We start from the raw sequence: 23073 nt of genomic DNA, 5'->3' as shown, positions 1-23073 counted from the left end.
TATATGAAAATTGGAATTATTGGTGCCATGGAGGTTGAAGTTGCAACCTTAAAGAGCAACATGACAGTGAAAAATACCGTAAAAAAAGCTTCCATGGAGTTTTACGAAGGAACAATAGGAAATACCGAAGTTGTTGTAGTAAGAAGCGGAATCGGTAAAGTAAACGCAGGAATCTGCGTACAGATCCTTATCGACCTGTTTAACGTAACACACGTGATCAACACAGGAATCGCAGGATCGCTTAACGCAGATATAAATATCGGAGATATAGTTCTTTCAACAGATGCTTGCTATCACGATGTTGATGTCACAGTATTCGGATACAAGAAGGGAGAGATTCCCCAGATCGGCGCAGCTACATTCGAAGCAGATAAAGAGCTCAGAGAAAAGGCAAAAGCATCAATCAAGAAGGCAGCTCCCGATATCGGAGTTTTTGAAGGAAGAGTTTGCAGCGGAGACCAGTTTATCAGTAGCGCCGAAGTTAAGGACGCCATAATCAAAGAACACGGCGGACTTTGCACAGAGATGGAAGGTGCAGCAATCGCACAGGCAAGCTACCTTAACAACACTCCTTTTCTTATCATCAGGGCAATTTCAGATAAGGCTGACGGAGGCGCAGAAGTTGATTATCCCACATTCGAAGCAAAGGCAGCAAAAGACTGCGCAGCTATCGTAATGGAGATAATCGCAGAGCTCTAAGAAATTGCAGATTTAATCAGCTTTTTTCTGACAGCTTATAGATTAAAACATATAAATGACTTGGATTTATGAGAAAATCGCTCATGATCCAAGTCATTTTTTTTCGTAAGCGCTTGATTAGGAAAAATATCTTTGATAAACTTTAGACGAATGGCGAAACCCAATTTCACGCGCCAAACAGGAGGATTTTATAATGGTTAGTTGGAACAATCTTGATACAATTAAATCCTATAACGATCTTGAAGGTATCAAACACGTTAATTTAGTTGAAGCTATGTCCGGGGAGAACGGAGCTAAGAGAGTTAAAGAGTACTCTGTTCCTATGGCAGCCGGCCTTGCATACAACTACGCAGCCAAGGAAGTTGATGATGATATTATCAATGCTCTTGATGCGCTTGCAAAAGAAACACAGCTTATCGAGAAGTTTGAGGCGCTTTATAACGGTGAAGTTATTAACACCGGGGAAAAGAGAATGGTTCTCCACCAGCTTACAAGGGGACAGCTTGGAAACAAGGTAGAAGCTGACGGAGTTGATAAAAGAGAATTCTATGTAAAAGAACAGAAGAGAATCGCAGATTTTGCAAATAAAGTTCACTCAGGTGAGATTGCAAACGCAAAGGGAGAGAAGTTCACAACTGTTGTACAGATCGGTATCGGCGGAAGTGATCTTGGTCCTCGCGCTATGTATCTTGCACTTGAGAACTGGGCACACAGAACAGGCAACTTCAAGATGGAAGCAAAATTCATCAGCAACGTAGATCCTGATGATGCATCTGCTGTACTTAACAGCATTGATGTTGCTCATTCAATCTTTATCCTGGTTTCAAAATCAGGAACAACACTTGAAACACTTACAAACGAATCATTCGTTACAGATGCGCTTAAGAAGGCAGGACTTGATCCTTCCAAGCACATGATCGCAGTTACATCAGAGACATCTCCTCTTGCAAAGAGTGAGAACTACCTTGAAGCATTCTTCATGGATGATTTCATCGGCGGACGTTACTCTTCAACATCAGGAGTTGGCGGAGCAGTTCTTTCACTTGCTTTCGGACCTGACGTATTCGCACAGTTCCTTGATGGTGCTGCAGAAGAGGACAAGCTTTCTGCAAATGCAGATCTTAAGAAAAACCCTGCAATGCTCGATGCACTTATCGGAGTTTATGAGCGCAACGTACTTGGTTACTCAAGCACAGCGGTTCTTCCTTATTCACAGGGACTTAGCCGTTTCCCTGCTCATCTTCAGCAGCTCGATATGGAGTCAAACGGAAAGAGCGTAAACCGTTTCGGTGAGCCTATTAACTATGTAACTGGTCCTATCATCTTCGGTGAGCCCGGAACAAACGGACAGCACTCATTCTACCAGCTCCTTCATCAGGGAACAGACATCATTCCTCTTCAGTTCATCGGCTTTAAGAACAGCCAGCTTCAGAATGATGTTGATATTCAGGGAAGCACAAGCCAGCAGAAGCTCTGCGCTAACGTAGCAGCTCAGATCGTTGCATTTGCATGTGGTAAAAAAGATGATAACCTCAACAAGAACTTCAAGGGCGGACGTCCTTCAAGTATCATCGTAGGTGATGAGCTTAATCCCAAGTCTCTCGGTGCGCTTCTTGCTCATTTTGAGAACAAAGTTATGTTCCAGGGATTTGTATGGAACATCAACAGCTTCGATCAGGAAGGTGTTCAGCTTGGTAAGGTACTTGCAAAGAGAGTTCTTGCACACGAGACAGAAGGCGCTCTTACTGAGTATGCAAAGCTTTTGAACATTTGATCATTGACATGACGAATTAATCTGCTTACAATAGCAGTAACTTAATAAAAACTTCAGGGCAGGGTGAAAGTCCCTACCGGTGGTATAGCCCACGAGCCGCAAGGCAGAATCGGTGTGATTCCGATGCCGACAGTATAGTCTGGATGGAAGAAGTATGCAGAGCACTTAGTGATAAGTGAGATAAGAAATCTCTGATTTCTGTCATCGAACTTAGTTCCGGCGAGGCATTTATGCCGAGAGCAGAACATCATTAAGTAAAGCTCAGTTGAATAAAAAGCTTATAAGCACCCTGAACAATTTATATGTTCAGGGTGTTTTTTTGAGCAGAGCACTTAGCGAGGTATTGACGAGCTTAGTGCGAGCCATGGGGATGTACTTAATGAGCTTTTTTCGAATTTAGTACATATCCCATACAGCAGTAGTTTATTTTAAGCCCTGAACATTTTTGGTTCAGGGCTCATTTTTTGATAGGAAATTCCTATCAAAAAAAACGCTCCGCTATGGATGCGACCGATGCGCAGAAGTATTATGCAAGCTAAAGCTTGCGCGCATCGGCGCGCAAAGAGTTGCTTTGCAACTCTTTGTTCCAGAGCACTTAGAAGTTTTAGTACATATACCACAACAGAGGTCAACAAATGAATGATGAATTATACATGAAAAGAGCCATTGAACTTGCCTTAAAAGGCACCGGTTTTGTTAATCCAAATCCGCTTGTAGGAGCTGTCATAGTAAAAGACGGCGTAATTATAGGTGAAGGATATCATGAAAAATTCGGAGAACTTCACGCAGAGAGAAATGCTCTTAAAAACTGCAGTGATTCTCCCGAAGGAGCGACCATATACGTCACTTTGGAGCCATGTTGTCATCACGGAAAGACACCACCTTGTACTGAGGCAATCATAGAAAACGGCATAAAGAGAGTTGTCGTGGGCGCACTTGATGTAAATCCACTTGTTGCGGGAAAAGGGGTACAGATACTTCGTAATCACGGAATAGAAGTTGTAACGGGAGTTCTTGCAGACGAGTGTACAGCATTAAACAAAGTCTTTAATAAATATATTTTGAAAAAGCGCCCTTACGTAGTCATGAAATATGCGATGACAGCAGATGGCAAGATTGCGACAGACACAGGCAAATCAAAGTGGATAACCTGTGAAGAATCAAGGAAAGAAGTACATGTCTTGAGAAACAGACTAATGGGAATAATGGTCGGAGTATCTACCGTTATTGCCGACGATCCGATGCTAAACTGCCGTCTTGATACGCCGCACAGAGATCCCGTCAGGATAATTTGCGATACGAACCTAAGGACACCGCTTGATTCAAAGGTTGTCCGGACAGCAGATACAAATAAGACAATAATAGCTACCGCTTCAGAAGATAAAGAGAAACTTTCCCAATATGAGAAAAAGGGCTGCAAGATAGTAAATGTCCCGATGAACTCTAAGGGAATAGATCTAAACATCCTGATGGAAAAACTTGGAGACCTTGGTATTGACGGAATACTCCTTGAAGGCGGCGGAACACTTAATAACAGCGCGCTTAGAGCACACATTGTTGATGAAGTGCACACATTTATGGCACCTAAGATATTTGGCGGAATGGGAAAGTGTCCTGTAACAGGCATTTTTATAGATGAACCGGATGAGGCAATAGAACTTAATGTCACAGAGATTTCTCGAGTCGGAGAAGATCTGCTTATAGAAAGCGAGGTTAAGTATAAATGTTTACCGGAATAATTGAGGAAATGGGGACAGTCAAGAGTATATCTAAAGGCTCTAAGGAAAGCACCCTGTGCATATCGTGTAAAAAGGTTTTGGAAGATGTAAATATCGGTGACAGTATCGCGGTAAACGGCATCTGCCTTACGGTTGTAACTTATACCGACAGCTCTTTTACCTGCGATGTTATGAATGAAACCTTTTCAAGATCGAGCCTTATGAAACTAAGAACGGGAAGTCCCGTAAATCTTGAAAGAGCCATGAGTGCTCAAGGGAGATTTGGCGGTCATATGGTTTCGGGACACATAGACGGAACCGGCAAGATAGCTTCGATAAAAAATGACGGAAATGCTGTCTGGTTCGAGATAAAGGCATCTGCCGGCATTATTGATGGAATTGTTGAAAAAGGTTCGATAGCAATAGACGGCATAAGCCTTACGGTTGCAAAGATGAGCGCATCATCTTTCAGCGTCTCGATCATTCCTCACACTTTAAAAGAAACAGTTTTGGGTGTTAGAAAAGTTGGGGACGAAGTCAATTTAGAAACAGACATCATTGGAAAGTACATAAAAAAATTTTGCGAGATAAATAAAGATAACGGAAGTATCACGAAAGAATTTCTTTTACAGAACGGGTTTTATTAAGGAGGATAGCAGAAATGGATAAGCAGCTTTTAGAGAAGGCACTTTCCGATTTGAGAGAAGGAAAAGTAATTGTAGTTGCTGATGATGAGAAAAGAGAGAATGAAGGGGATCTTATATGTGCGTCTGAGAATGTGACCGGAGAAGTCGTAAACTTTATGGCAAAGTACGGACGCGGGCTTATCTGCATGCCGATCAGCGAAGAAATTGCAAACAGGCTCTGCCTTAATCCTATGGTCAATAACAACACGGATAACCACGAGACGGCATTTACCGTTTCCATAGATCACAAGGATACAACTACGGGAATATCGGCAGATGAAAGAGCTTTGACGGCAAGAATGTGTGCATCTGATGATTGTGATCCGTATGATTTAAGAAGGCCGGGACATCTTTTTCCCCTTGTTGCCAAAAGTGGTGGTGTTATAGAAAGACAGGGGCATACGGAGGCAACAGTGGATCTTCTTAAACTCGCAGGGCTTAAGGAATGCGGACTGTGCTGCGAGATTATGAAGGATGACGGCTCAATGATGCGCGAGGGCGATCTTAAGGAGTTTGCAAAAGAGCATGACCTTACGTACATAACGGTTGCCGATATCGCTGAGTACAGAAAGATTTACGATAACCTTGTAGAGTGTGTTTCAATCGCAAACATGCCGACTAAATACGGAAAATTCATGGCTCATTGCTACATTAACAAGATAAACGGTGAGCATCACGTGGCGCTTGTTATGGGAGATATCTCAGACGGAGAAGATGTTCTTTGCAGAGTGCATTCCGAGTGCCTTACGGGGGATGTCTTTGGTTCGATGCGATGTGACTGCGGACAGCAGCTTGATAAGGCGATGAAGATGATCGCTGAAGAGGGACGTGGAGTTCTTTTGTACATGCGTCAGGAAGGGCGCGGAATCGGGCTTGTAAATAAGCTCAGAGCCTACAAATTGCAGGATGAGGGAGCAGATACCCTTGATGCAAACCTTGCGCTTGGATTCCCCGGAGATATGCGTGAATACTACACAGGAGCACAGATTTTAAAAGATATTGGAATTAGGTCGCTTAATCTTTTGACCAACAATCCTGATAAGGTATATCAGCTTGAAGACTATGGCATGAAGATAACAAAGCGTGTTTCGATAGAGATAGAGGCAAATCCTTTCGATAAGTTCTATCTACAGACCAAAAAGATTCGAATGGGGCATATCCTGAAGGTGTGACCGATTCGGAAATAGCGATTATATTGAGATTTTAATAAATGGGACCACAATGAACTCAGGGGCTAACATAGTTTTTGCAATTGATAGAGTTTAGTCCCTGACAACATTTAAATACAAATTCATAAATATTGATAAGGAGAAAAATATATGAGAGTTTATGAAGGAAATCTGGTATCGGAAAAGATTAAAGTAGGTATTGTAGTAGCAAGATTCAATGAATTTATCACGTCAAAGCTCCTCGGTGGTGCGGTTGATGCGCTTAAGAGAGAGAATGTAAATGATGATGACATTGAAGTTGCATGGGTTCCCGGAGCATTTGAGATTCCTCTTATCGCTGACAAGATGGCAAAGAGTGGCAAGTACGATGCCGTTATCTGCCTCGGCGCAGTTATCAGAGGATCGACATCGCACTATGACTACGTTTGCGCAGAAGTTTCAAAAGGAGTTGCGCAGGTCAGCTTAAACAGCGGTATTCCCGTTATGTTCGGTGTCCTCACAACAGACAATATTGAACAGGCAATCGAGAGAGCCGGCACAAAAGCAGGAAACAAAGGCTTTGAATGCGCACAGGGCGCTATTGAGATGGTTAATCTTATAAGAAATTTGGGGTAAAAATATATTTGGAAAAATCCGGGATGTAAAAGTCTCGGATTTTTTTGTTTTATCATATATACGTTGACGTATATAATTAGTATTGACTGCTATATACGTTAGCGTATATAATTTGGACAAGATATATATACGACAACGTATATAATGAGTGCGAGGTAGAAGATATGCTTATAGATGAGTATATAAAAAATAAGAAAATTTCTTTATACAAGTTGGCAGAATTATCCGGAGTATCATATCCGACAGTATATAATTTGGTAAATGGCAAATCTGATATAAATAATTGTGCCTTGGGTAAAGTTTTGCCAATAGCAAAAGCGTTGGATCTGTCAGTGGAAGATTTGGTCTTTTTATGCAATCAGAAATATACATTCACATTATTTAAGAGTGAACAATGCCATTTGGTTAATCGTATGGGCCAGGTCGAGTATGTTATTGAGGTTCTGGAAGATAAGAAGATAGATCGCTTTTGGAGATTATGTTGCTACGCTGAGGCAATGTATATGGTTGCCATGGTTGATTATCTCAGCAGATTAAATGATATCCCAAAGTGTACAAATTACAATTACATCAGAAATCAAAAATTAAAAGAGAAAATCTATCCAATTGATGCGGTTATAGAGAAAAAGCTGACCAATAAAAATTCGCTTCTAAAAAAGATGGAAAAAGATGCTATCCCTGAATTTTTAGCATTCAATATTGTCGAGGGAGATGTGATACATGGCTGATAATGATATCTTTTATTCAAAAGAAAATTTGGATAATTACCTTAAGCAATTAGGCAAAGTATTTAGAAAGCTTAACGGAAAATATACTGATGCGGAAATTATATTGATAGGCGGAGCAGCAATTGTATCAAGATTTGGTTTCCGTAATTCAACTACAGATATAGATGCATTTATAAGAGCATCTTCCGTTATGAAAGATGCCATAAATATTGTTGGTGATGAAAATGGATTAAAAAGCGGTTGGCTCAATGATGATTTTAAAAAGACTCGCTCATATTCCGATAAGATACCGCAATATTCAATTCCATATAAAACCTTTTCAAATATCCTTCATGTTAGAACTATGCCCGGAGCATACATTATTGCAATGAAATTAGCTTCGCTACGTCCGTACAAATATGACAGGTCTGATATTATTGGGGTCATCTCAGAAGAAAAAATAAGTAAAGAGGATATCATTACCGCAGTGGAAAATCTTTACGGAAGTGTAGATTCTTTACAACATTCTAAAGAGGCAGTGTCTTTTTTAGATGAAATCTATGGTGCCATAGACTTAAAAAATCTCTATGATGAGGAACGAAGTAGCGAGAGGAAAAACTTTCAGCTCCTCAAAAACGCGGAAGCATATGGAGAACAGTTATCTGCTGATAATTTATCTGAGGTACTGGAAAGGGCAAAGAAGATAGCATCTGAGAGGAAACAGGAATGAAGTCAAGGATAGATAAAATACGAGAAAGTGAAAAGATATCTCATATAAAAATCTATAATGATGAAGAGTTATACAACACAGATAGTTGGCTTAAAAAGCCAATTAAAACGGTAAAAGATATCGTGCCGCTCCTTTCTGATCATGGTTGCATACGTGTACTTGATCTTGGATGCGGGATAGGAAGGAATAGTATTTATCTAGCTGAACAGTTCAAAGATAAAGGATGTTTAGTTGACTGTGTAGATATTCTTGATATAGCTATTGAAAAGTTAAAACACAATGCAAGTATTCATGATGTTGAGGAAAATATCAACGGGATGGTCTGCACGATTGAACAGTTTAGTATTCCTAAAAATGCTTATGATCTTATTCTAGCTGTATCTGTATTGGAACATGTAGATAGCCGGAAAAGTTTTTTGAACAAATTACGGGAAATAAAAGCGGGAATAAAGAGTCAGGGAATTGTTTGTCTGGTAATAAATTCAGAAGTTACAGAGCACAACATGAATACAAAGGAAGTCTTGGATCCACAGTTTGAGGTAAATCTTCCTTCTGAGCTTATACAAGCGTACATCGATGATGTCTTTGCAGGATGGAATACTATAAAGAAAACAATAAGTCCCCAGGAATATGACATTCCAAGAGAATCTGTAATGAGCCACTTATCCACAAACGTGGTTACCTTCGTAGGACAGGCACCATAAAAAGTAGCATTTATTACGTTGTGTTTTTTCTCATATCAATATCATCCATAACTAGCTTGAATAGAGCAGGGTACAGATATCCCCAAGACAGGTCAATCTCGATAAGTGCTTTGCTCTTACTCTCAACTCTGTAGCCTATTATGGTTCCTTCTTCTCCGGCAATAATGAGATAATCTCCTTGGCCACTTACAATGATTTTTGTAGCTTCCTCATGGGTTATTTCACTTCCATAAAATCCACCTACATATCTCATTTTCATGGATTTATCTTTATAAAGATGTACTGGAAAGGACAAAAAAGATAGCATCTGAGAGAAAGCAGAAATAAATTACATTATTATCTCAGAATCATAATATTTTTCTGTAAACAGGACTTTCTCCCATATTTGCTCTTTTGTGAAGCTCATCTCAGGTGGAGCTACTACCCATTTTTCTTCAACATCGTTTTTTCGATGGATAATAGCAATAACTTTACCGGTAAATTCTTTAACAGGAGTCTCCACGCCTAGTATGTATGCGTCTTGTTCCTCACCGTCAGGGGCAATTATATTTTCAATGTATCCATAATTGATGGGATAGTACATATCTTTATGTTTGGGATGGTAGCTACCAAGTGGGCGATCGACTGTAACTTTTACAATTTCTCCAATCAAAGTGAGTCTCCTTGTAAAATCGATTATTTTAATAATTCTTATAGTATCCTCGATAAAAAAATGAATTTCGAGGCATCATCAAAATAAGTGTTGAATTTATAATATCAGAGCCGGCAATTATCGAATTGATCCATGCAATATACTTAAGATATATGCCAACGTGTTCAGAAACCAGATAAGAGCTCAAACCCAAAAGGCAAGTAAGCACAAGAAACGGTATAGTCATGAAAATCCAAAACTCTCGCTTGGATAAAATAAAATCAGGTGTTAACCACAAATATATACCGGAGTGATTTAGGTAAATATCGCCTTTTCTAAAAACGGTCACTATATGTAGCAACTCATGTACCACATATGTTATTGCAAAAAGAACTAATTTGATTATGAAGTGTCCTGCACGTAGCCTTCCCAGTGATAAAGCCGTTATGAATAGTAAAAACATCAATCCATATGCAAACCACATATAATTTCTGCGGAACCATTCACGCCGAATAAAAGGTTTATACTCATTTTCATCAAAATCTATTTTCGGTAATTCTCTGCCAATATAAAGCATACGTATCTGCTCCTACATACTGTGAGTTTTATGCTTATCTCAATTCATTTTTTACGAACACGTCAAATCTGGGCAAAGTAAGTTTAATGATTCCTCTGCCGGAAACATCGATAAGTCCTTTGTCTCTAAGTCTTTCTCTGTACTGCGAAAATTCGTTTTTCTTCTGCTTGGTAAGTTCAAGCAGTTCGGAAACAGGCATGACATCTTTTTTCACTATAAAAGACATAAACCACTTATCCTTCTCGGACAGTTCTGACCACATTTTCTTATAAACATAGTAGCTGAGCGCTTCATCAAATTTTATAAGAACAGATTCGGTTAATTCATGATTTTTTTCTTCCCAGATGTATTTACCCAAGGCCTGATAAGCAAAGGGATAGCCCTTTGTAATAAGCGCCATATCCATTGCTTTTTCTCTATCGATTCCGAATACCTTTGAATACTTCGCAGCAATTAACGTGAGGTTAAGCGGCTCCATCTCATATTGCAGTGTTCTGTATAAAAAAGTGAGATTCTTTGCGTTTTTCAAATTGCTGATGTTCTCATAGAGACCTGCCATCAGTAGGAATATAGGCAGTTCTTCTCGGATAAGAATCTGAAAGCTGCTCGCAAATTCTTTCATATAGGCGGTGTTTGACACCTCATCGACAGTTACTAGAACTTTTTTCTTTTTCTTTCGAACTTCTTTCAGCATTATCTCGAGCGCGGATTCAATGTCTGCAACAGGAGATTTGGTCTTGATATTAAGGCCAATTCCGAACTTCGAAAGATTAAGATTTGCATCAACAAATTTTGTCACGAATTCTCTGCTGTCATATAGCTTACCTACTAAGCTTTCGAGCATATTTCTCTCAGCGTTCAGTCTTATTACGATCCAGTCCTCTGACATGGAAATCTTTTTCTCAATTGCAGTCATGGTTACAGTCTTACCGCTTCCTCTGGTTCCTGTGAGCATGAAGCAAGTATTCTGCGAATCTTCTTCGGTCATTTCCTGAACAATCTCATCGATTATCAATTCTCTGCTTATATATTGACTTGGTACTTTTCCAAAATTTATGACAAAAGGATTTCGTTCCATACTTGGCTCCTTTCTATATACATTTATATACTTTGTGAATACTTATATACTTCTATATACTTTTTATTAAATTATATACTTTTATATACTTTGCATCAAATTATAATATCGATATATAACATATATAGTGATATGATGATATAAAAATTGCAGGAGATGTGAGCATAGAAAGTGCTATAAACTATATGACAATAGATACTAACAATCTGATTACGCCAATGAATGAAGAAGAGCTACTTAGAAAATTGGAAAATTCAAAGAATCATGCAGATCAAGGATATATTAAAGATGCAGATGAAATGATTCAGGAGATGCGGAGTAAATATAAAATTTAATTATATTGAAAAAGTAGGAGGCGATGAATACCGTCTCCTACTTTAAACTAAGTCTTATATGAAAAAATTTATGACACTACTTTCTTCGCAACAATAAGATATCTATGAATTGTCCCCTCCACGAATCCGCGCTTATCAATCTCTTTCTGCATTTCCAGAAGTTTATCAAAACATTTATCCACAGAGAAGCCCGGAAACTCCCACTCGATGATATGCGCGAACCAGACAAAAGCGCCGACATCATAAAATCTTATAGGCCTAAAGGACTCGTCAGCTCTGACAATCTCAAATCCGGCCTCTTCAAACTTTCTTTTCTGAATAGATAGTTTAAGCTCAGGAAATGGTGTAGGTACATCAGATAGCACCATTTTTACAAGATCCCTGTCATTCTCACTTCCAACCTGTTCTGTAATAAATAATCCATTTGGTCGTAGTAGCCTGAAGTTTTCAGAAGGATCAAAATCACCATGCCTATTTAGTATTATGTCAAAAGAGCTATCATCAAAAGGAATTTTTGAAGCATCGTCACATTCTTTAAAATCAATTCCAAGCGGTAATAATTCTTTTTTGCACAACTCAACATTTGGTGGATATCCTTCTGTAGCCGTTGTATTAGCAAACGGATGTCCAATGGATAAAAGAAATTCTCCTCCGCCCGTATCAAAATCAAGTAACTTCATGCTATCAACACGGCTTTCATCGATAACCTGCCTGTAATCCCACGGAAGATCATCTTCCTCTTCATATCTTCCATGGATATGAGAAAAATCCCATCCGTGAATATGAGCAATCTTTTCCTCTGCTTCCCACTCTTTTTTCAATTTATTCATTCTATCTGTATTCATAACTGCTCCTTTTCAAATATTTACTCGGTATAACTACGTATTGCTACAATTTGTCCGGTGCAGTATGTGACAGCATCTTATATCAATTAACCTCGGTACAACCTGCTGTCAGCATTAAAACTGCACCGAGTAATTGTCTCGTGTTCTCATGATTACCTCCAAACAGAATTCGTTCAATAGAGTATAACATCTTAAATGAAATTACAGAAATCCGCACCTGCTGCGGATTTCGTGAGAACATGAATCAGGAGTCAGCCAAGCCCTATCGACGAAGTCGATTCAAATTGGCTTGGTTGATGCATTCTTGAACATCATGTTCAAGAATGTATACCATATCCCGCGATAATGAATCCTTATTGCCAGACATAAAATCAATTGAATTTTCAACAGGCGCCTCCGATGATACTATGATTCCATCCCAAGCGGACAGAGAATTACAGAAGTATAGGAGAAAAGATATTATGAAAAAGTTAGCAGCAGCACTATTAACAGTCAGTGTTTTTGGAACAATACTTACAGGATGCGGAAATGCGGAGGTGGCAGAAGCTGAGGCAAATACAGCAGGAGAAGCATCAGCGGAGGCAGGAAGCGAAGCAGGACAGGCTAAAGAAGCGGGAGCAAAGACAACCTACGAGACAGCAAAAGAAAACGGATATATCACTTTTGCAACAGAAGGAACCTACGCGCCGTATTCATTCCACGATGACAGCGACAAGCTCACAGGTTTTGATATCGAAGTTGCACAGGCTATAGCAGACAAGCTCGGCCTTGAAGCAAAGTTTACAGAGACTCAGTGGGACGGAATCATCGCAGGACTTGATGCAGGAAAGTATGATGCCATCGCAAACCAGGTTTCAATCACAGATGAGAGAAAAGAGAAATATCTTTTCTCAGATCCATATACATACGTGTACGGCGTAGTCATAGTAAACGGTGACAACACAGATATAAACAGCTTTGAAGAACTCAAGGGAAAAGATGTTGCACTTACAGTTACAAGTAACTGGGCAGAACTCGCAGAGAGCTACGGTGGCAAGATTGTTTCAACAAACGGATTTTCAGAGTCAATCCAGCTTGTTATTCAGGGACGTGCGGATGCGACAGTAAATGACAACGTTACTTTCCTTGATTACAAGGCAAATCAGCCTGATGCAAATGCCAAGGTTGTAGCAACTTCCGATGAAGCAACAGAATCTGCAATACTTATCAGAAAAGATGACAGCGACCTTCAGGAAGCAGTTAACTCAGCACTCAAAGAGATCAGAGATGACGGAACACTTAAGAGCATTTCAGAGAAGTACTTCGGAGAGGATATAACAGTTGCACACTGACAGTGCAAAAAGACGGTGAATACTATGAGCGCAAGATTACTAAAAATAATAGCGGACGCACTTCCGAAAATTCTGCTAAGCGGGATTACAGTTACAGTTCCGCTGACACTCATTTCTTTTGCAATCGGAATGATACTGGCAATTGTAGTGGCAGTGGTACGAGTGCTGAAAATAAAAGTACTCTCTGAATTCTTTAGATTTTATGTGTGGGTATTCAGAGGAACGCCGCTACTTGTACAATTGTTTATCATCTTTTACGGATTGCCTGGAGTAGGGCTCAATATTCCCGCACTTCCGTCAGCTATCATAGCATTTTCGTTAAACGTAGGAGCATACGCTTCCGAGACGATACGAGGAGCGATAATCTCTGTGCCGAAGAGCCAGACAGAAGGAGCGATTGCATGCGGACTGACATCATGGCAGGCGATATACCATATAGTCCTTCCGCAAGCAATAAAGGCATGCATCCCCGCTCTTTTCAATACTTTTATCTCGTTGGTAAAAGACACATCACTTGCAGCAAACATCACGATAACCGAGATGTTTATGAAGACACAGAGAATCGTTGCCACAACCTATGAGCCGCTTGCTCTCTACATAGAGGTTGCGCTCATATATCTATTGTTTAGTACGGGACTTACATATTTGCAGAAATATGCGGAGAAGAAGCTAAGCTATAACTCGCGAAAAGTGCAGACCGCATAAGGAGAAAATAAGATGATAAAGCTACAGGGATTGCACAAGTCATATGGAGCAAAAACTATATTAAGCGGAATAGACCTTGAAGTTAATAAGGGAGAGACAGTAACGATAATCGGACCTTCGGGCGCAGGAAAATCCACAGCCCTTAGGTGCATCAATCTCCTTGAAACTCCCGATAAAGGGACACTGACAATCGGGGAAAAGAGCTACGACCTTGCAAAACTAACGAGCAAAGAAATCCTTGAGATCAGACAGTCGACAGCAATGGTCTTCCAAAATTTCAGCCTTTTTGAAAACAAGACTGCGCTCCAGAATATAACGCTTCCGCTCATCAAGGCAAAAAAGATAAATAAGTATGAAGCGGAAAAGATTGCTATTGAGAATCTTGCTCAGGTAGGCCTGCTTGAATGGAAGGATCACTACCCTTCACAGCTTTCCGGAGGCCAGCAGCAAAGAGTAGGAATAGCGCGTGCACTTGCACTTAAGCCTGAAGTCATTCTTTTTGATGAACCGACAAGCGCGCTCGATCCCGAAAAAGTACAGGATGTTCTCGAGATAATAAAAAGAATTTCAAAAGAGCAGCACATAACTTCCGTGATAGTTACACATGAGCTTGAATTTGCTCTCGATGTTGCGGACAAGATCGTGTTCCTTGCAGACGGAAAAGTAGTTGAAGAAGGAACAGCAAAAGAAGTACTCAAAAACCCAAAGGATGATAGGACGATAAAGTTCCTGGGACATTTTGCGGATAAGCTTGAATATGTGATATAAGATGTAAAAATATGGATATTTTCAAAAAACTTATTATCGGTTTTGTGAAAATATCTATATTTTTTTACAATTATCTTCAATATGCACACTTGTTTACAAAATATGGTATACTAAAAATAAGTAGGGGGTTATTATGCGATTCCGTACGAAACTCATTATCACTTCAGTGGTGATTGTTATATTTCCTCTTTTCCTTGCATTTGGAATGTTCTTAATGGGTGGAAGGTATATTGTGCGTAAACAACAGGCTGCCCAGGAACATTCAGGGTCTGTCGATTACAATATGGTTTCAAATCCAATCGAAGCATTTGCAATGGGAACGGATAGATTAATAAATGATATAGAAGAGGAGAGACTTGTTCACCCTTTTATTTTGGAAAACCCGGAAGTACTTCAGAATATTAATGAGAAAGTAGCCTCTTTGTATTCATATATAATCGTGAAAAGAGGAGATGCTAATTTTTATGTTGCTGATGAAAATGCAGAAGCCGCTGAGAGCGTAATAGATGAGCTCAGTTATGGAAGTAGTGTTAACAGCATATATGTATTACCGGAGTCCAAATTATTTGTAAGACAGTATAATTTTATTTTTTCAACAGGGGAACCCGGAAGTCTTTATATCATTTCAGGAATAAAAGCGGAATTCCCCAAATCACTTATTATATATATGACCGTGTCGATAGTAATTATACTTTTACTTACGAGTATCTTGCTTACGACATGGATAGGAAGAAGCTTTTTCAAACCAATTGATGAGCTTAATATTGCAATGCAGCACATCAAGGACGGTAACTTTGATTATATACTTCCGACGGATGTCAAAGAAAAGGGCGAGATAGGCGCTATCTACAGAAACTACGAGGACATGCGCCTTAGGCTTAAGGAATCTGCGGAAGAGAAGATAGAACGAGAACGGCAGAACAGGGAGCTTATCAGCAATATTTCTCATGATCTTAAGACTCCCATAACTGCCATAAAAGGATATTCACAGGGACTTATGGAAGGCGTTGCAGCCAATCCCGAGATGCAGCACAAGTACGTTAAGATTATTTATAACAAGGCAAATGATATGAATAATCTTATCAATGAGCTGACTCTTTACTCCAGTATCGACAACAACAGAATTCCGTATAACTTTGTAAAGCTGGGTGTTGCGGAGTATTTCGGAGATTGTATTGAAGAAATCGGTGCAGACCTTGAGAGCAAGTCGATAAAGCTTAATTATTCGAACTTAACGGGGCCCGATACGCAGATAGTTGCAGATCCCGAGCAGCTTAAGAGAGTTGTGAACAACATAGTGAGCAACAGTGTTAAGTATCTCGACAGGGATGACGGAACGGGACAGATCGACATAAGGATATTGGACGAAGTCGATTCAATCCGCGTTGAACTTGAAGATAACGGAAAGGGTATAGCACAGAAAGACATTCCGAATATCTTCGACAGATTCTACAGAACGGATGCTTCCAGAAATTCCAAGCAGGGAGGAAGCGGAATAGGTCTTTCTATCGTAAAGAAGATCATAGAAGATCATGGCGGATATATATGGGCAACAAGCCATGAGGGAGAGGGAACGTGTATGCATTTCGTGCTCAGAAAGTACATTGAATTTGCAGGCGGTTCCGAAACAGTTACAGTTGACCATAATACTTAAAGAAAGGCAGAAGAGTGTATGAGCAGAATACTTATTGTTGAGGATGAAGAGGCGATCGCTGACCTTGAGAAAGACTATTTGGAACTTAGCGACTTTGAGGTAGCTATCGAGAACACCGGAGATGCGGGACTTCGCACGGCACTTGCTGAGGAGTTTGATCTTGTTATCCTGGATCTCATGCTTCCGGGTATGGACGGATTCGAAGTTTGTAAGCACATAAGGGAAAAGAAAGATGTGCCTATCCTCATGGTTTCCGCCAAGAAGGATGACATCGATAAAATAAGAGGACTGGGACTTGGAGCAGATGATTACATCACAAAGCCTTTCAGTCCTTCGGAACTTGTTGCGCGAGTTAAGGCACATATGGCAAGATACTCAAGACTTGTCGGATCGGGACATGAGAGCAATGACTTTGTTGAGATCAGAGGTCTTAAGATCGACAAGACTGCAAGAAGAGTATATGTGGATGATGAGGAAAAGAGCTTTACCACAAAAGAGTTCGATCTTCTCACATTCCTTGCTGAGAACCCCAACCACGTATTTACCAAGGAAGAACTTTTCAGAAAAATCTGGAACATGGATTCCATCGGTGATATCGCAACGGTAACCGTTCATATCAAAAAAATCCGTGAGAAGATTGAATACGACACATCAAATCCTCAGTATATAGAGACAATCTGGGGAGTTGGTTATAGGTTTAAGGTTTGATTATGTGTTATGCAGTATAGAAAGATTCTTTTGACATTTTATCTGATAATGCTTTCTACGATCCTTCCTATCTATATGAAGGACGGGTATTATATGCTCGGAGAGGAAAAGTGGAATATATACATGATAATAAGCGCTGCCATTGCGGGGCTTATTATTTTTGCGTACATTTCTGAGTTTATCGAAAAAGGTGTGGAGAAATCGGAGATACGAAACCTGTTTAAAGTATTTCTCTGCCTTAATCTTATCAATCTCGCTGTTTCCATCGATCACAAAGTAAGTTTCTGGGGACTTGAAGGATGGCGAACGGGATTTATCACGTTTATCCTGATGATGTTCTTCTGCTTTGTCTATTCGGAAGGAATCGTTATCAACGGATATCTTCTTGCTGCGATATTCCTTACCCCCTTTGTTATCGCTATTCTTGTTATAACGGAGCGCTTTGGCGTGAATATCCTCAGCGTTTCGGGTACAGATCCGTCATTTTTGGCGTGCGTCGGAAACATCAATTGGTATGCGGGATATCTTTCTATATTTGCGCCTCTTGGAATTGGCTTTGCCGTGACACGTGAGCTTTTTGGAAAGCAGTTCTACTTTTGGAGTTTCTACAGCGTGGTTGTCTTAATGGCTCTGTTTGTTCAGGGAAGCGACAGTGCTCTTTTGACCCTGATCGGTACATACGGCCTTCTTATCTGGTATTGCCTCTATGAAAAAGAGAGACTGCAGGCGCTTATGATACAGCTCTTTGTCCTTGGCCTTGCCATGTTTGAGGTAAAGATCTTATTGGGAATCTTTCCCGGAAAATATACATATTCGGACAATATCTTAATCAAAATCTGCGATATGAACGGCGGAATATTCTTCATGACCGTGGGACTTTTGCTATACATGATAGTATCGCTTTCCAAAGAGAGCGAAGAAAGCAGTCTTCGTGGCGAAAAATACAGAAAGATATACAAGACTTTCGTCTGCATTATAGCAACATTGGGACTTGCGTATGTGATTGTAAGATTTGATGATCTTGCGGGTAACGGACGCGGCACAATATGGCGCATTACGCTTGATATGTACAAAGAGCTCCCTTCATTTAGGAAAGTTGTAGGTGTGGGAAGAGACTGCTTTAGCGCATATGCTTATTCAAAGCCTGTGCGCGCGGAGCTTCTTATAAATGAGTTTGGTGAAAACAGACTTACCAACGCGCACAGTATTTTCCTTACTGAGCTTATTGAAGGTGGACTAGCGGGACTTGTAGGAATGCTGTTTATTGCTTTTTACGTACTTGCAAGTCTTAAGAAATGCGATAAAGAAAAGGGGCCCGCAGCTATTATCTGCGCGCTCCCTATAGTTTCATATTATCTTAACGGAATGGTATCTTTTTCCCAGGTATTATCAACCCCTTATGCGTTCATCTGTCTGGGACTGGGGCTGTATATAGCAAACAGCGGCGAATCACAGGTCGGGAATGGGGATTGATTCATCAAGTTCATGGAAAAAAGTTCTTGTCTTAATGATGCCTCTGACGGCGTCATTATATTCATAGAGGAAATGTTCGTTTATATTCTCTTCTCCATACATCATTACACGGCCTGAATAGGCTTGAAGAATAGAGATATATCGCTTATCCTGGTCGAACATATTCAGTATCTCATCTTTTCTGCGGCGGGGATGTTTTGCAGCAAATTTTCTAATGTCTAACTGCAGATCTACCGGAAGATTTTTCTCATTTTCTTTAACTGTGTGAAGGATCCGGTCGTACTTCTTGTCGTCGATCTTTTTAAATCTGTCGACAAATTCCAAACAGCAACCGTTATCAGGCAATAAGAGTCTGACTCTGTCATCGCCGTAAACATCTTCTATGACTGCAACAATGTTGGGAACAACGGGCTTTCCGCTGTAATCAAGTAAAATGACTTTATCACCCTTTTTGTACATAGGCACCTCGCTTTTTCCGTAAAAGACAGCCGATGTTTCCCTTTTATTATAACATGGTCATTAACATGATTGCGAACTATTTATTTCTTTTTTAAGTTATTTTTAGGTTCGGCTAATAAAATTTTTAGGGAGGTGAAAAATTCATTCGGAAAGGAGAAGGAATGGCAGGGTTCAAAGATGTGTTTCAAAGAATTGAAGTTAAATATCTGCTTGATGATGAGCAATATACAAAGCTCATGAAAAAGCTTGAGAATATGGCCAAAGTGGACAGCTATGGTAAGACTTCCATCCAGAACATTTATTTTGATACACCTGACTTTAAACTGATCGAAAGATCTTTGGAGAAGCCCGTTTATAAGGAGAAACTTCGTCTTAGAAGTTATGGAACGGCCAAAGATGACACAACATCTTTTATCGAGATCAAGAAAAAGTTTAAGGGAGTTGTATACAAAAGAAGAATTTCAATGCCATATTCAGAAGCGGTTGACTACCTTATGAATCATAAGGAGCCAAAGGAAAAGTCTCAGATTTCCAATGAGATAGACTATTTCCTTAAGTATTACAAGGGGCTTGCACCTGCGATGGTTATTTCGTATGACCGTATCGCGATGGTGGGGATAAATGACCCTGAACTTAGGATCACATTTGATACAAATATCAGATGGAGAACCGATAAGCTTAGTCTCAAGGAGGGCAATGCCGGACATGATATCTTGCTTCCGGGACAACACCTTATGGAGCTTAAGATCGCCGGAGCTATGTCTCCTGAACTGGCTAAAATCCTTGACGAGCTTAATATCAGAAAGACATCTTTTTCCAAGTACGGAAGAGGATATCTTGAGTATATGTATGGCCAGACAACTGAAATGGCCAACAAAGGTATCATACCTAAGAAAGAAGACAAATCTAAGATTGTTGCACTGCGTAGAGCAGTATGACAAAGACATAATGACAAGTTGAAGGGAGTATTGACAGCATGACAACGACAGACATAGTTTTCGGCACAATAATGCCTAACGGCACGATTACAGGTTTGACATTTATTATCTCTATTCTATGTTCTTTGGCAATTGGCGTATATATTGCTTTTATGTACACCATAAAAAATGATTACACCGGTAGCTTTGTAGTGGCGTTGGCGCTGATACCGGCGATAGTACAGGTTATCATCATGTTGGTAAACGGAAACATCGGAGCGGGAGTTGCGGTAGCGGGAGCATTCTCACTTGTCCGCTTCAGATCCGCACCGGGTTCGGGAAAAGAGATAACTAGCATATTCCTTTCAATGGCGGCAGGTTTGGCAACCGGGATGGGATATATCGGTATAGCAGTGATTTTCGTAGTTTTTATCACACTTGCAAACCTGATCTTTTCAAACATTAATATGTTTAATGGTGCTAACGGTGAAAAATATCTTAAGATCACAGTTCCCGAGGGACTTGATTTTGAAGGAATATTTGATGACATATTTGAAAGATACACTAACAAGGCTGAACTGATGGAAGTAAGGACCACAGCAATGGGAAGCCTTTACAGACTTAGCTACAAAGTAGTATTGAGAGCAAAAGCTTCAACAAAGAGCATGCTCGACGAAATGCGTGAAAGAAACGGAAATCTGGAGATTATCTGTTCAAGGTCTATAGCTTCAAAGACTGAGGAATTGTAATCTCGAAAAACACTTTTTTCTTGCTCGAAGGATGCACAAAACCAAATCGGTAGCAGGCAAGACACACGTTGGTCTTACCTACTTTTTCGGAATACTTAAGGGACTCTTTTGTTCCGTATTTCCTATCGCCGAGGATGGGGTGTCCCATGTGAGCAAGTTGTACCCTGATCTGGTGGAAACGCCCGGTCTGAAGCTTTATTTTCAAAAGCGATGAGTTTTCATCTCTTTGCATAACCTCATAGTCGAGAACAGCTTTCTTTATCTCTCCGGAAAAAATACGCTGTTCTTGGCCCTTACCCAGGATGATGGTCTGGTTCTTTAGTGAGTTTGCCTCCTTTCTACTCACTACGAGCGCCAGGCCATCGTTCTGTTTTCTTACAAGAAGATCTTCAAGATGTCCGGCGTCGTCTGCCATGTTTCCGTAGCAAAGGGCATAGTAGTACTTGTCGGTGGTGTGTTCTTTTATCTGCTTGGCGATAAAAGTGGCTGCTGCTTTATTTTTGGCAACGACAACGACACCCTCTACGGGCTGATCGAGTCTGTAGAGGGTTCCGACATATGGAGGCTTGCCGGTCTTGCCGGCCGCTCTGTTTTTGCGTGCAAGATAATTACGAATGCTGCTCACAAGGTCCATCTTGCCGACCGTAGCGCCTTCTGTCGCCATTCCGGCGGGCTTGTGGCAAACAATAATGTCATTATCTTCATGTATTATCTTAAGTGTAGTATTCATAGCACCTTATTTATTCTTTTGTGTATTTTTGGTCTGTTGTTTCGGAAGCGTTACGACAAATCTTATTATTTTGTCGCCGTCTCGAAGCGCTTCGATCGTTCCGCTGTGGGAAGTGACGATAGCCCTTGCAACGGAAAGACCTATGCCGTATCCGCCTGTTTCCCTGCTTCTTGATAAGTCGGCTCTGTAGAAACGGTCAAAGAGCCTGTCCAGATTACCGTAAGGAATTGTATCACAGGTATTGGAAACTTCAAAGACAATGTGCTTATTCACAGACAACAGCACGTGGATGCTTCCGTATGAAGACGAATATTTAAAAGCGTTGTCTATAAGCAGGCAGGCGAGCTGGTTCATTGAGCTCTTGTTACCTACAATATGTATTCCGTCCGGAATATCGATCTTGTAGTTTTTTTCCTGTGCTTCAGCAATCGGTTCAAAAGAAACTGCAGCATCCTTGAGCGTTTCGCTAAGGTCAAAGTCTGTAAATACAACGTGCATTCTCTCTTCATCCATTCTGGAAAGTGTCAGCATGTTCTTTACAAGGCTGTTCATGCGCTTTAGCTGATTCCGTATGCTCGTTGTCCACTCGTTTTTGCCCTGCTCAAGCTCAAGAACATCGATGTTTGCAGATATCACGGCGAGAGGGGTTTTGAGCTCGTGGCCTGCATCCGTGATAAATCTCTTTTGCTTCTCCAAGGATTCAACGGCAGGTGCAACAGCCTGTCCGGAAAAAAGAAATACCAGAATAAACATGGCAATAAGCGCAAGTACGCCGATTGCCAGCGATTGGATCATTAAGTGCTTGGCGTTTATTATCGCGGTACTAAGATCCAGAAACAGCAGAAGTTTCGTGCCGTCTTCGGCATCTGATATCAGATATCTGTAGGAATGATAAAATCCGAGCTTTCTTGAGTTTGAAAAGTACAGGTCTTTTGCATATTCCTCTGCTATATCGTGAGAGACGGATGCAATGTGCACGGTATTTATTCTGATCGTATTGGCATAAGAGTCCATTTTTACCCAGAAATATCGTGTCTGAAAGGGCGACTCAGTCGAATGATTGGAGTTGATCACGTCCCAATCGAAAGAACCGGTATTATTTTTGGAAAAAGTGACTTTCGGTGCTTTGTTATAAAGAATCTTTGCCGGAAAGTATCCGTTATTTGATGAGAGGATTGCCAGCATGTTGTCTGCATCAGAAACGACCTGATGCATGTTGATGGCATTTATGATGCCGATCATCGTAACAAGAATCAGGAGCAGTGATAAAATTGCGGTTATAACAAATTTTTTTCTTAATTTATTTACCAT

Annotated in this window: 26 protein-coding genes and 1 riboswitch; of the genes, 18 read left to right on the top strand and 8 right to left on the bottom strand. The window is 40.4% G+C overall.

Going from position 1 to position 23073, the window contains the following annotated elements:
• Nucleotides 1-3: 3 nt before the first annotated feature.
• The 9 genes from CD00_RS0112535 (at nucleotide 4) to CD00_RS0112495 (ending at nucleotide 8802) form a co-directional block, all read left to right on the top strand.
• Nucleotides 4-699: a 5'-methylthioadenosine/adenosylhomocysteine nucleosidase gene (locus CD00_RS0112535; RefSeq protein ID WP_026656279.1), complete on the top strand. Its 696-nt coding sequence runs from the start codon at nucleotides 4-6 to the stop codon at nucleotides 697-699.
• A gap of 193 nt (nucleotides 700-892) precedes the next feature.
• Nucleotides 893-2473: a glucose-6-phosphate isomerase gene (locus CD00_RS0112530; protein WP_026656278.1), complete on the top strand. Its 1581-nt coding sequence runs from the start codon at nucleotides 893-895 to the stop codon at nucleotides 2471-2473.
• Between the two features lie 45 nt (nucleotides 2474-2518).
• Nucleotides 2519-2632: riboswitch (FMN riboswitch) on the top strand.
• 476 nt (nucleotides 2633-3108) lie between these two features.
• On the top strand, nucleotides 3109-4212 hold the full coding sequence (gene ribD, locus CD00_RS0112525; RefSeq protein WP_026656277.1) for a bifunctional diaminohydroxyphosphoribosylaminopyrimidine deaminase/5-amino-6-(5-phosphoribosylamino)uracil reductase RibD: 1104 nt from the start codon (nucleotides 3109-3111) through the stop codon (nucleotides 4210-4212).
• Entirely contained in the window at nucleotides 4197-4838 is a 642-nt protein-coding gene (locus tag CD00_RS0112520) for a riboflavin synthase (RefSeq protein ID WP_026656276.1), read from the top strand. The genes ribD and CD00_RS0112520 overlap by 16 nt, the downstream gene beginning before the upstream one ends.
• 14 nt (nucleotides 4839-4852) lie before the next feature.
• Nucleotides 4853-6049, top strand: coding sequence for a bifunctional 3,4-dihydroxy-2-butanone-4-phosphate synthase/GTP cyclohydrolase II (locus CD00_RS0112515; protein WP_026656275.1), 1197 nt, complete (start codon nucleotides 4853-4855; stop codon nucleotides 6047-6049).
• 147 nt (nucleotides 6050-6196) lie between these two features.
• Nucleotides 6197-6661, top strand: a complete 465-nt coding sequence (gene ribH, locus CD00_RS0112510) for a 6,7-dimethyl-8-ribityllumazine synthase (protein WP_026656274.1) — start codon at nucleotides 6197-6199, stop codon at nucleotides 6659-6661.
• Between the two features lie 164 nt (nucleotides 6662-6825).
• Complete coding sequence (locus CD00_RS18320; protein ID WP_051199138.1) at nucleotides 6826-7389, top strand: helix-turn-helix domain-containing protein; 564 nt, start codon at nucleotides 6826-6828, stop codon at nucleotides 7387-7389.
• On the top strand, nucleotides 7382-8098 hold the full coding sequence (locus tag CD00_RS0112500) for a DUF6036 family nucleotidyltransferase (RefSeq protein ID WP_026656272.1): 717 nt from the start codon (nucleotides 7382-7384) through the stop codon (nucleotides 8096-8098). The genes CD00_RS18320 and CD00_RS0112500 overlap by 8 nt, the downstream gene beginning before the upstream one ends.
• Nucleotides 8095-8802, top strand: coding sequence for a class I SAM-dependent methyltransferase (locus CD00_RS0112495; RefSeq protein ID WP_026656271.1), 708 nt, complete (start codon nucleotides 8095-8097; stop codon nucleotides 8800-8802). Before CD00_RS0112500 ends, CD00_RS0112495 begins: the two co-directional genes overlap by 4 nt.
• A 13-nt stretch (nucleotides 8803-8815) precedes the next feature.
• Here CD00_RS0112495 and CD00_RS0112490 read toward each other — a convergent pair whose 3' ends face one another.
• The 4 genes from CD00_RS0112490 to CD00_RS0112475 form a co-directional block, all read right to left on the bottom strand.
• Nucleotides 8816-9061, bottom strand: coding sequence for a hypothetical protein (locus CD00_RS0112490; RefSeq protein ID WP_026656270.1), 246 nt, complete (start codon nucleotides 9059-9061; stop codon nucleotides 8816-8818).
• Nucleotides 9062-9130: 69 nt separating this feature from the next.
• Complete coding sequence (locus tag CD00_RS0112485; RefSeq protein ID WP_026656269.1) at nucleotides 9131-9454, bottom strand: inorganic pyrophosphatase; 324 nt, start codon at nucleotides 9452-9454, stop codon at nucleotides 9131-9133.
• Between the two features lie 28 nt (nucleotides 9455-9482).
• A complete protein-coding gene (locus CD00_RS21525) occupies nucleotides 9483-9896 on the bottom strand; it encodes a DUF3267 domain-containing protein (RefSeq protein ID WP_442856193.1) in 414 nt (137 codons plus the stop codon).
• A 148-nt stretch (nucleotides 9897-10044) separates the two neighbouring features.
• The gene (locus CD00_RS0112475) at nucleotides 10045-11088 is read right to left on the bottom strand and encodes an ATP-binding protein (protein ID WP_026656267.1); all 1044 of its coding nucleotides are present in this window, start codon (nucleotides 11086-11088) and stop codon (nucleotides 10045-10047) included.
• Between the two features lie 158 nt (nucleotides 11089-11246).
• Between CD00_RS0112475 and CD00_RS20230 the strand changes: the two genes are divergently transcribed.
• Nucleotides 11247-11423, top strand: a complete 177-nt coding sequence (locus CD00_RS20230) for a hypothetical protein (protein WP_185750456.1) — start codon at nucleotides 11247-11249, stop codon at nucleotides 11421-11423.
• A 68-nt stretch (nucleotides 11424-11491) separates the two neighbouring features.
• Here CD00_RS20230 and CD00_RS0112465 read toward each other — a convergent pair whose 3' ends face one another.
• Nucleotides 11492-12268, bottom strand: a complete 777-nt coding sequence (locus tag CD00_RS0112465; RefSeq protein WP_026656266.1) for a class I SAM-dependent methyltransferase — start codon at nucleotides 12266-12268, stop codon at nucleotides 11492-11494.
• 461 nt (nucleotides 12269-12729) lie between these two features.
• On the opposite strand from CD00_RS0112465, the gene CD00_RS0112460 reads away from it, so the two are divergent.
• The 6 genes from CD00_RS0112460 (at nucleotide 12730) to CD00_RS0112435 (ending at nucleotide 18907) form a co-directional block, all read left to right on the top strand.
• On the top strand, nucleotides 12730-13599 hold the full coding sequence (locus tag CD00_RS0112460; RefSeq protein ID WP_081811912.1) for an amino acid ABC transporter substrate-binding protein: 870 nt from the start codon (nucleotides 12730-12732) through the stop codon (nucleotides 13597-13599).
• 24 nt (nucleotides 13600-13623) lie between these two features.
• A complete protein-coding gene (locus tag CD00_RS0112455) occupies nucleotides 13624-14304 on the top strand; it encodes an amino acid ABC transporter permease (RefSeq protein WP_026656263.1) in 681 nt (226 codons plus the stop codon).
• A gap of 12 nt (nucleotides 14305-14316) precedes the next feature.
• Nucleotides 14317-15072: an amino acid ABC transporter ATP-binding protein gene (locus CD00_RS0112450; RefSeq protein ID WP_026656262.1), complete on the top strand. Its 756-nt coding sequence runs from the start codon at nucleotides 14317-14319 to the stop codon at nucleotides 15070-15072.
• A 232-nt stretch (nucleotides 15073-15304) separates the two neighbouring features.
• On the top strand, nucleotides 15305-16726 hold the full coding sequence (locus tag CD00_RS0112445) for a sensor histidine kinase (protein WP_330365459.1): 1422 nt from the start codon (nucleotides 15305-15307) through the stop codon (nucleotides 16724-16726).
• Nucleotides 16727-16744: 18 nt separating this feature from the next.
• Entirely contained in the window at nucleotides 16745-17434 is a 690-nt protein-coding gene (locus CD00_RS0112440; RefSeq protein WP_026656260.1) for a response regulator transcription factor, read from the top strand.
• Between the two features lie 9 nt (nucleotides 17435-17443).
• Complete coding sequence (locus tag CD00_RS0112435) at nucleotides 17444-18907, top strand: O-antigen ligase family protein (protein WP_026656259.1); 1464 nt, start codon at nucleotides 17444-17446, stop codon at nucleotides 18905-18907.
• Here CD00_RS0112435 and CD00_RS0112430 read toward each other — a convergent pair.
• Nucleotides 18884-19366: a hypothetical protein gene (locus CD00_RS0112430; protein ID WP_026656258.1), complete on the bottom strand. Its 483-nt coding sequence runs from the start codon at nucleotides 19364-19366 to the stop codon at nucleotides 18884-18886. The two genes, CD00_RS0112435 and CD00_RS0112430, sit on opposite strands and share 24 nt — an antisense overlap.
• Before the next feature lie 161 nt (nucleotides 19367-19527).
• On the opposite strand from CD00_RS0112430, the gene CD00_RS0112425 reads away from it, so the two are divergent.
• Both CD00_RS0112425 and CD00_RS0112420 read left to right on the top strand, forming a co-directional pair.
• Nucleotides 19528-20304 carry a polyphosphate polymerase domain-containing protein gene (locus CD00_RS0112425; protein WP_026656256.1) on the top strand — a complete coding sequence of 259 codons (777 nt, stop codon included), beginning with the start codon at nucleotides 19528-19530 and terminating at the stop codon, nucleotides 20302-20304.
• A 38-nt stretch (nucleotides 20305-20342) separates the two neighbouring features.
• On the top strand, nucleotides 20343-21032 hold the full coding sequence (locus CD00_RS0112420; RefSeq protein ID WP_034462115.1) for a DUF4956 domain-containing protein: 690 nt from the start codon (nucleotides 20343-20345) through the stop codon (nucleotides 21030-21032).
• Here CD00_RS0112420 and CD00_RS0112415 read toward each other — a convergent pair.
• Together CD00_RS0112415 and CD00_RS18315 are read right to left on the bottom strand one after the other, a co-directional pair.
• Nucleotides 21004-21762, bottom strand: coding sequence for an RluA family pseudouridine synthase (locus CD00_RS0112415; protein WP_026656254.1), 759 nt, complete (start codon nucleotides 21760-21762; stop codon nucleotides 21004-21006). The two genes, CD00_RS0112420 and CD00_RS0112415, sit on opposite strands and share 29 nt — an antisense overlap.
• A 6-nt stretch (nucleotides 21763-21768) precedes the next feature.
• A complete protein-coding gene (locus CD00_RS18315; protein WP_051594189.1) occupies nucleotides 21769-23073 on the bottom strand; it encodes a sensor histidine kinase in 1305 nt (434 codons plus the stop codon).

It is taken from the genome of Butyrivibrio sp. AE3003, assembly GCF_000686065.1.
Taxonomy (GTDB): Bacteria; Bacillota; Clostridia; order Lachnospirales; family Lachnospiraceae; genus Butyrivibrio; species Butyrivibrio hungatei_A.
The sequence above is the reverse complement of the archived record's forward strand: the minus strand, read 5'-3'. Positions and strand labels throughout refer to the sequence as shown.

Coding starts and splice junctions, on each gene's coding strand:
- CD00_RS0112420 (WP_034462115.1), top strand. CDS start 20,343: ATGACAACGACAGACATAGTTTTCGGCACAATAATGCCTAACGGCACG.
- CD00_RS0112535 (WP_026656279.1), top strand. CDS start 4: ATGAAAATTGGAATTATTGGTGCCATGGAGGTTGAAGTTGCAACCTTA.
- CD00_RS18320 (WP_051199138.1), top strand. CDS start 6,826: ATGCTTATAGATGAGTATATAAAAAATAAGAAAATTTCTTTATACAAG.
- CD00_RS0112520 (WP_026656276.1), top strand. CDS start 4,197: ATGTTTACCGGAATAATTGAGGAAATGGGGACAGTCAAGAGTATATCT.
- CD00_RS0112435 (WP_026656259.1), top strand. CDS start 17,444: ATGCAGTATAGAAAGATTCTTTTGACATTTTATCTGATAATGCTTTCT.
- CD00_RS0112465 (WP_026656266.1), bottom strand. CDS start 12,268: ATGAATACAGATAGAATGAATAAATTGAAAAAAGAGTGGGAAGCAGAG.
- CD00_RS0112495 (WP_026656271.1), top strand. CDS start 8,095: ATGAAGTCAAGGATAGATAAAATACGAGAAAGTGAAAAGATATCTCAT.
- CD00_RS0112455 (WP_026656263.1), top strand. CDS start 13,624: ATGAGCGCAAGATTACTAAAAATAATAGCGGACGCACTTCCGAAAATT.
- ribD (WP_026656277.1), top strand. CDS start 3,109: ATGAATGATGAATTATACATGAAAAGAGCCATTGAACTTGCCTTAAAA.
- CD00_RS0112450 (WP_026656262.1), top strand. CDS start 14,317: ATGATAAAGCTACAGGGATTGCACAAGTCATATGGAGCAAAAACTATA.
- CD00_RS0112500 (WP_026656272.1), top strand. CDS start 7,382: ATGGCTGATAATGATATCTTTTATTCAAAAGAAAATTTGGATAATTAC.
- CD00_RS0112490 (WP_026656270.1), bottom strand. CDS start 9,061: ATGAAAATGAGATATGTAGGTGGATTTTATGGAAGTGAAATAACCCAT.
- CD00_RS0112415 (WP_026656254.1), bottom strand. CDS start 21,762: ATGAATACTACACTTAAGATAATACATGAAGATAATGACATTATTGTT.
- CD00_RS21525 (WP_442856193.1), bottom strand. CDS start 9,896: ATGTTTTTACTATTCATAACGGCTTTATCACTGGGAAGGCTACGTGCA.
- CD00_RS0112475 (WP_026656267.1), bottom strand. CDS start 11,088: ATGGAACGAAATCCTTTTGTCATAAATTTTGGAAAAGTACCAAGTCAA.
- ribH (WP_026656274.1), top strand. CDS start 6,197: ATGAGAGTTTATGAAGGAAATCTGGTATCGGAAAAGATTAAAGTAGGT.
- CD00_RS0112460 (WP_081811912.1), top strand. CDS start 12,730: ATGAAAAAGTTAGCAGCAGCACTATTAACAGTCAGTGTTTTTGGAACA.
- CD00_RS0112515 (WP_026656275.1), top strand. CDS start 4,853: ATGGATAAGCAGCTTTTAGAGAAGGCACTTTCCGATTTGAGAGAAGGA.
- CD00_RS0112430 (WP_026656258.1), bottom strand. CDS start 19,366: ATGTACAAAAAGGGTGATAAAGTCATTTTACTTGATTACAGCGGAAAG.
- CD00_RS18315 (WP_051594189.1), bottom strand. CDS start 23,073: ATGGTAAATAAATTAAGAAAAAAATTTGTTATAACCGCAATTTTATCA.
- CD00_RS0112425 (WP_026656256.1), top strand. CDS start 19,528: ATGGCAGGGTTCAAAGATGTGTTTCAAAGAATTGAAGTTAAATATCTG.
- CD00_RS0112440 (WP_026656260.1), top strand. CDS start 16,745: ATGAGCAGAATACTTATTGTTGAGGATGAAGAGGCGATCGCTGACCTT.
- CD00_RS0112530 (WP_026656278.1), top strand. CDS start 893: ATGGTTAGTTGGAACAATCTTGATACAATTAAATCCTATAACGATCTT.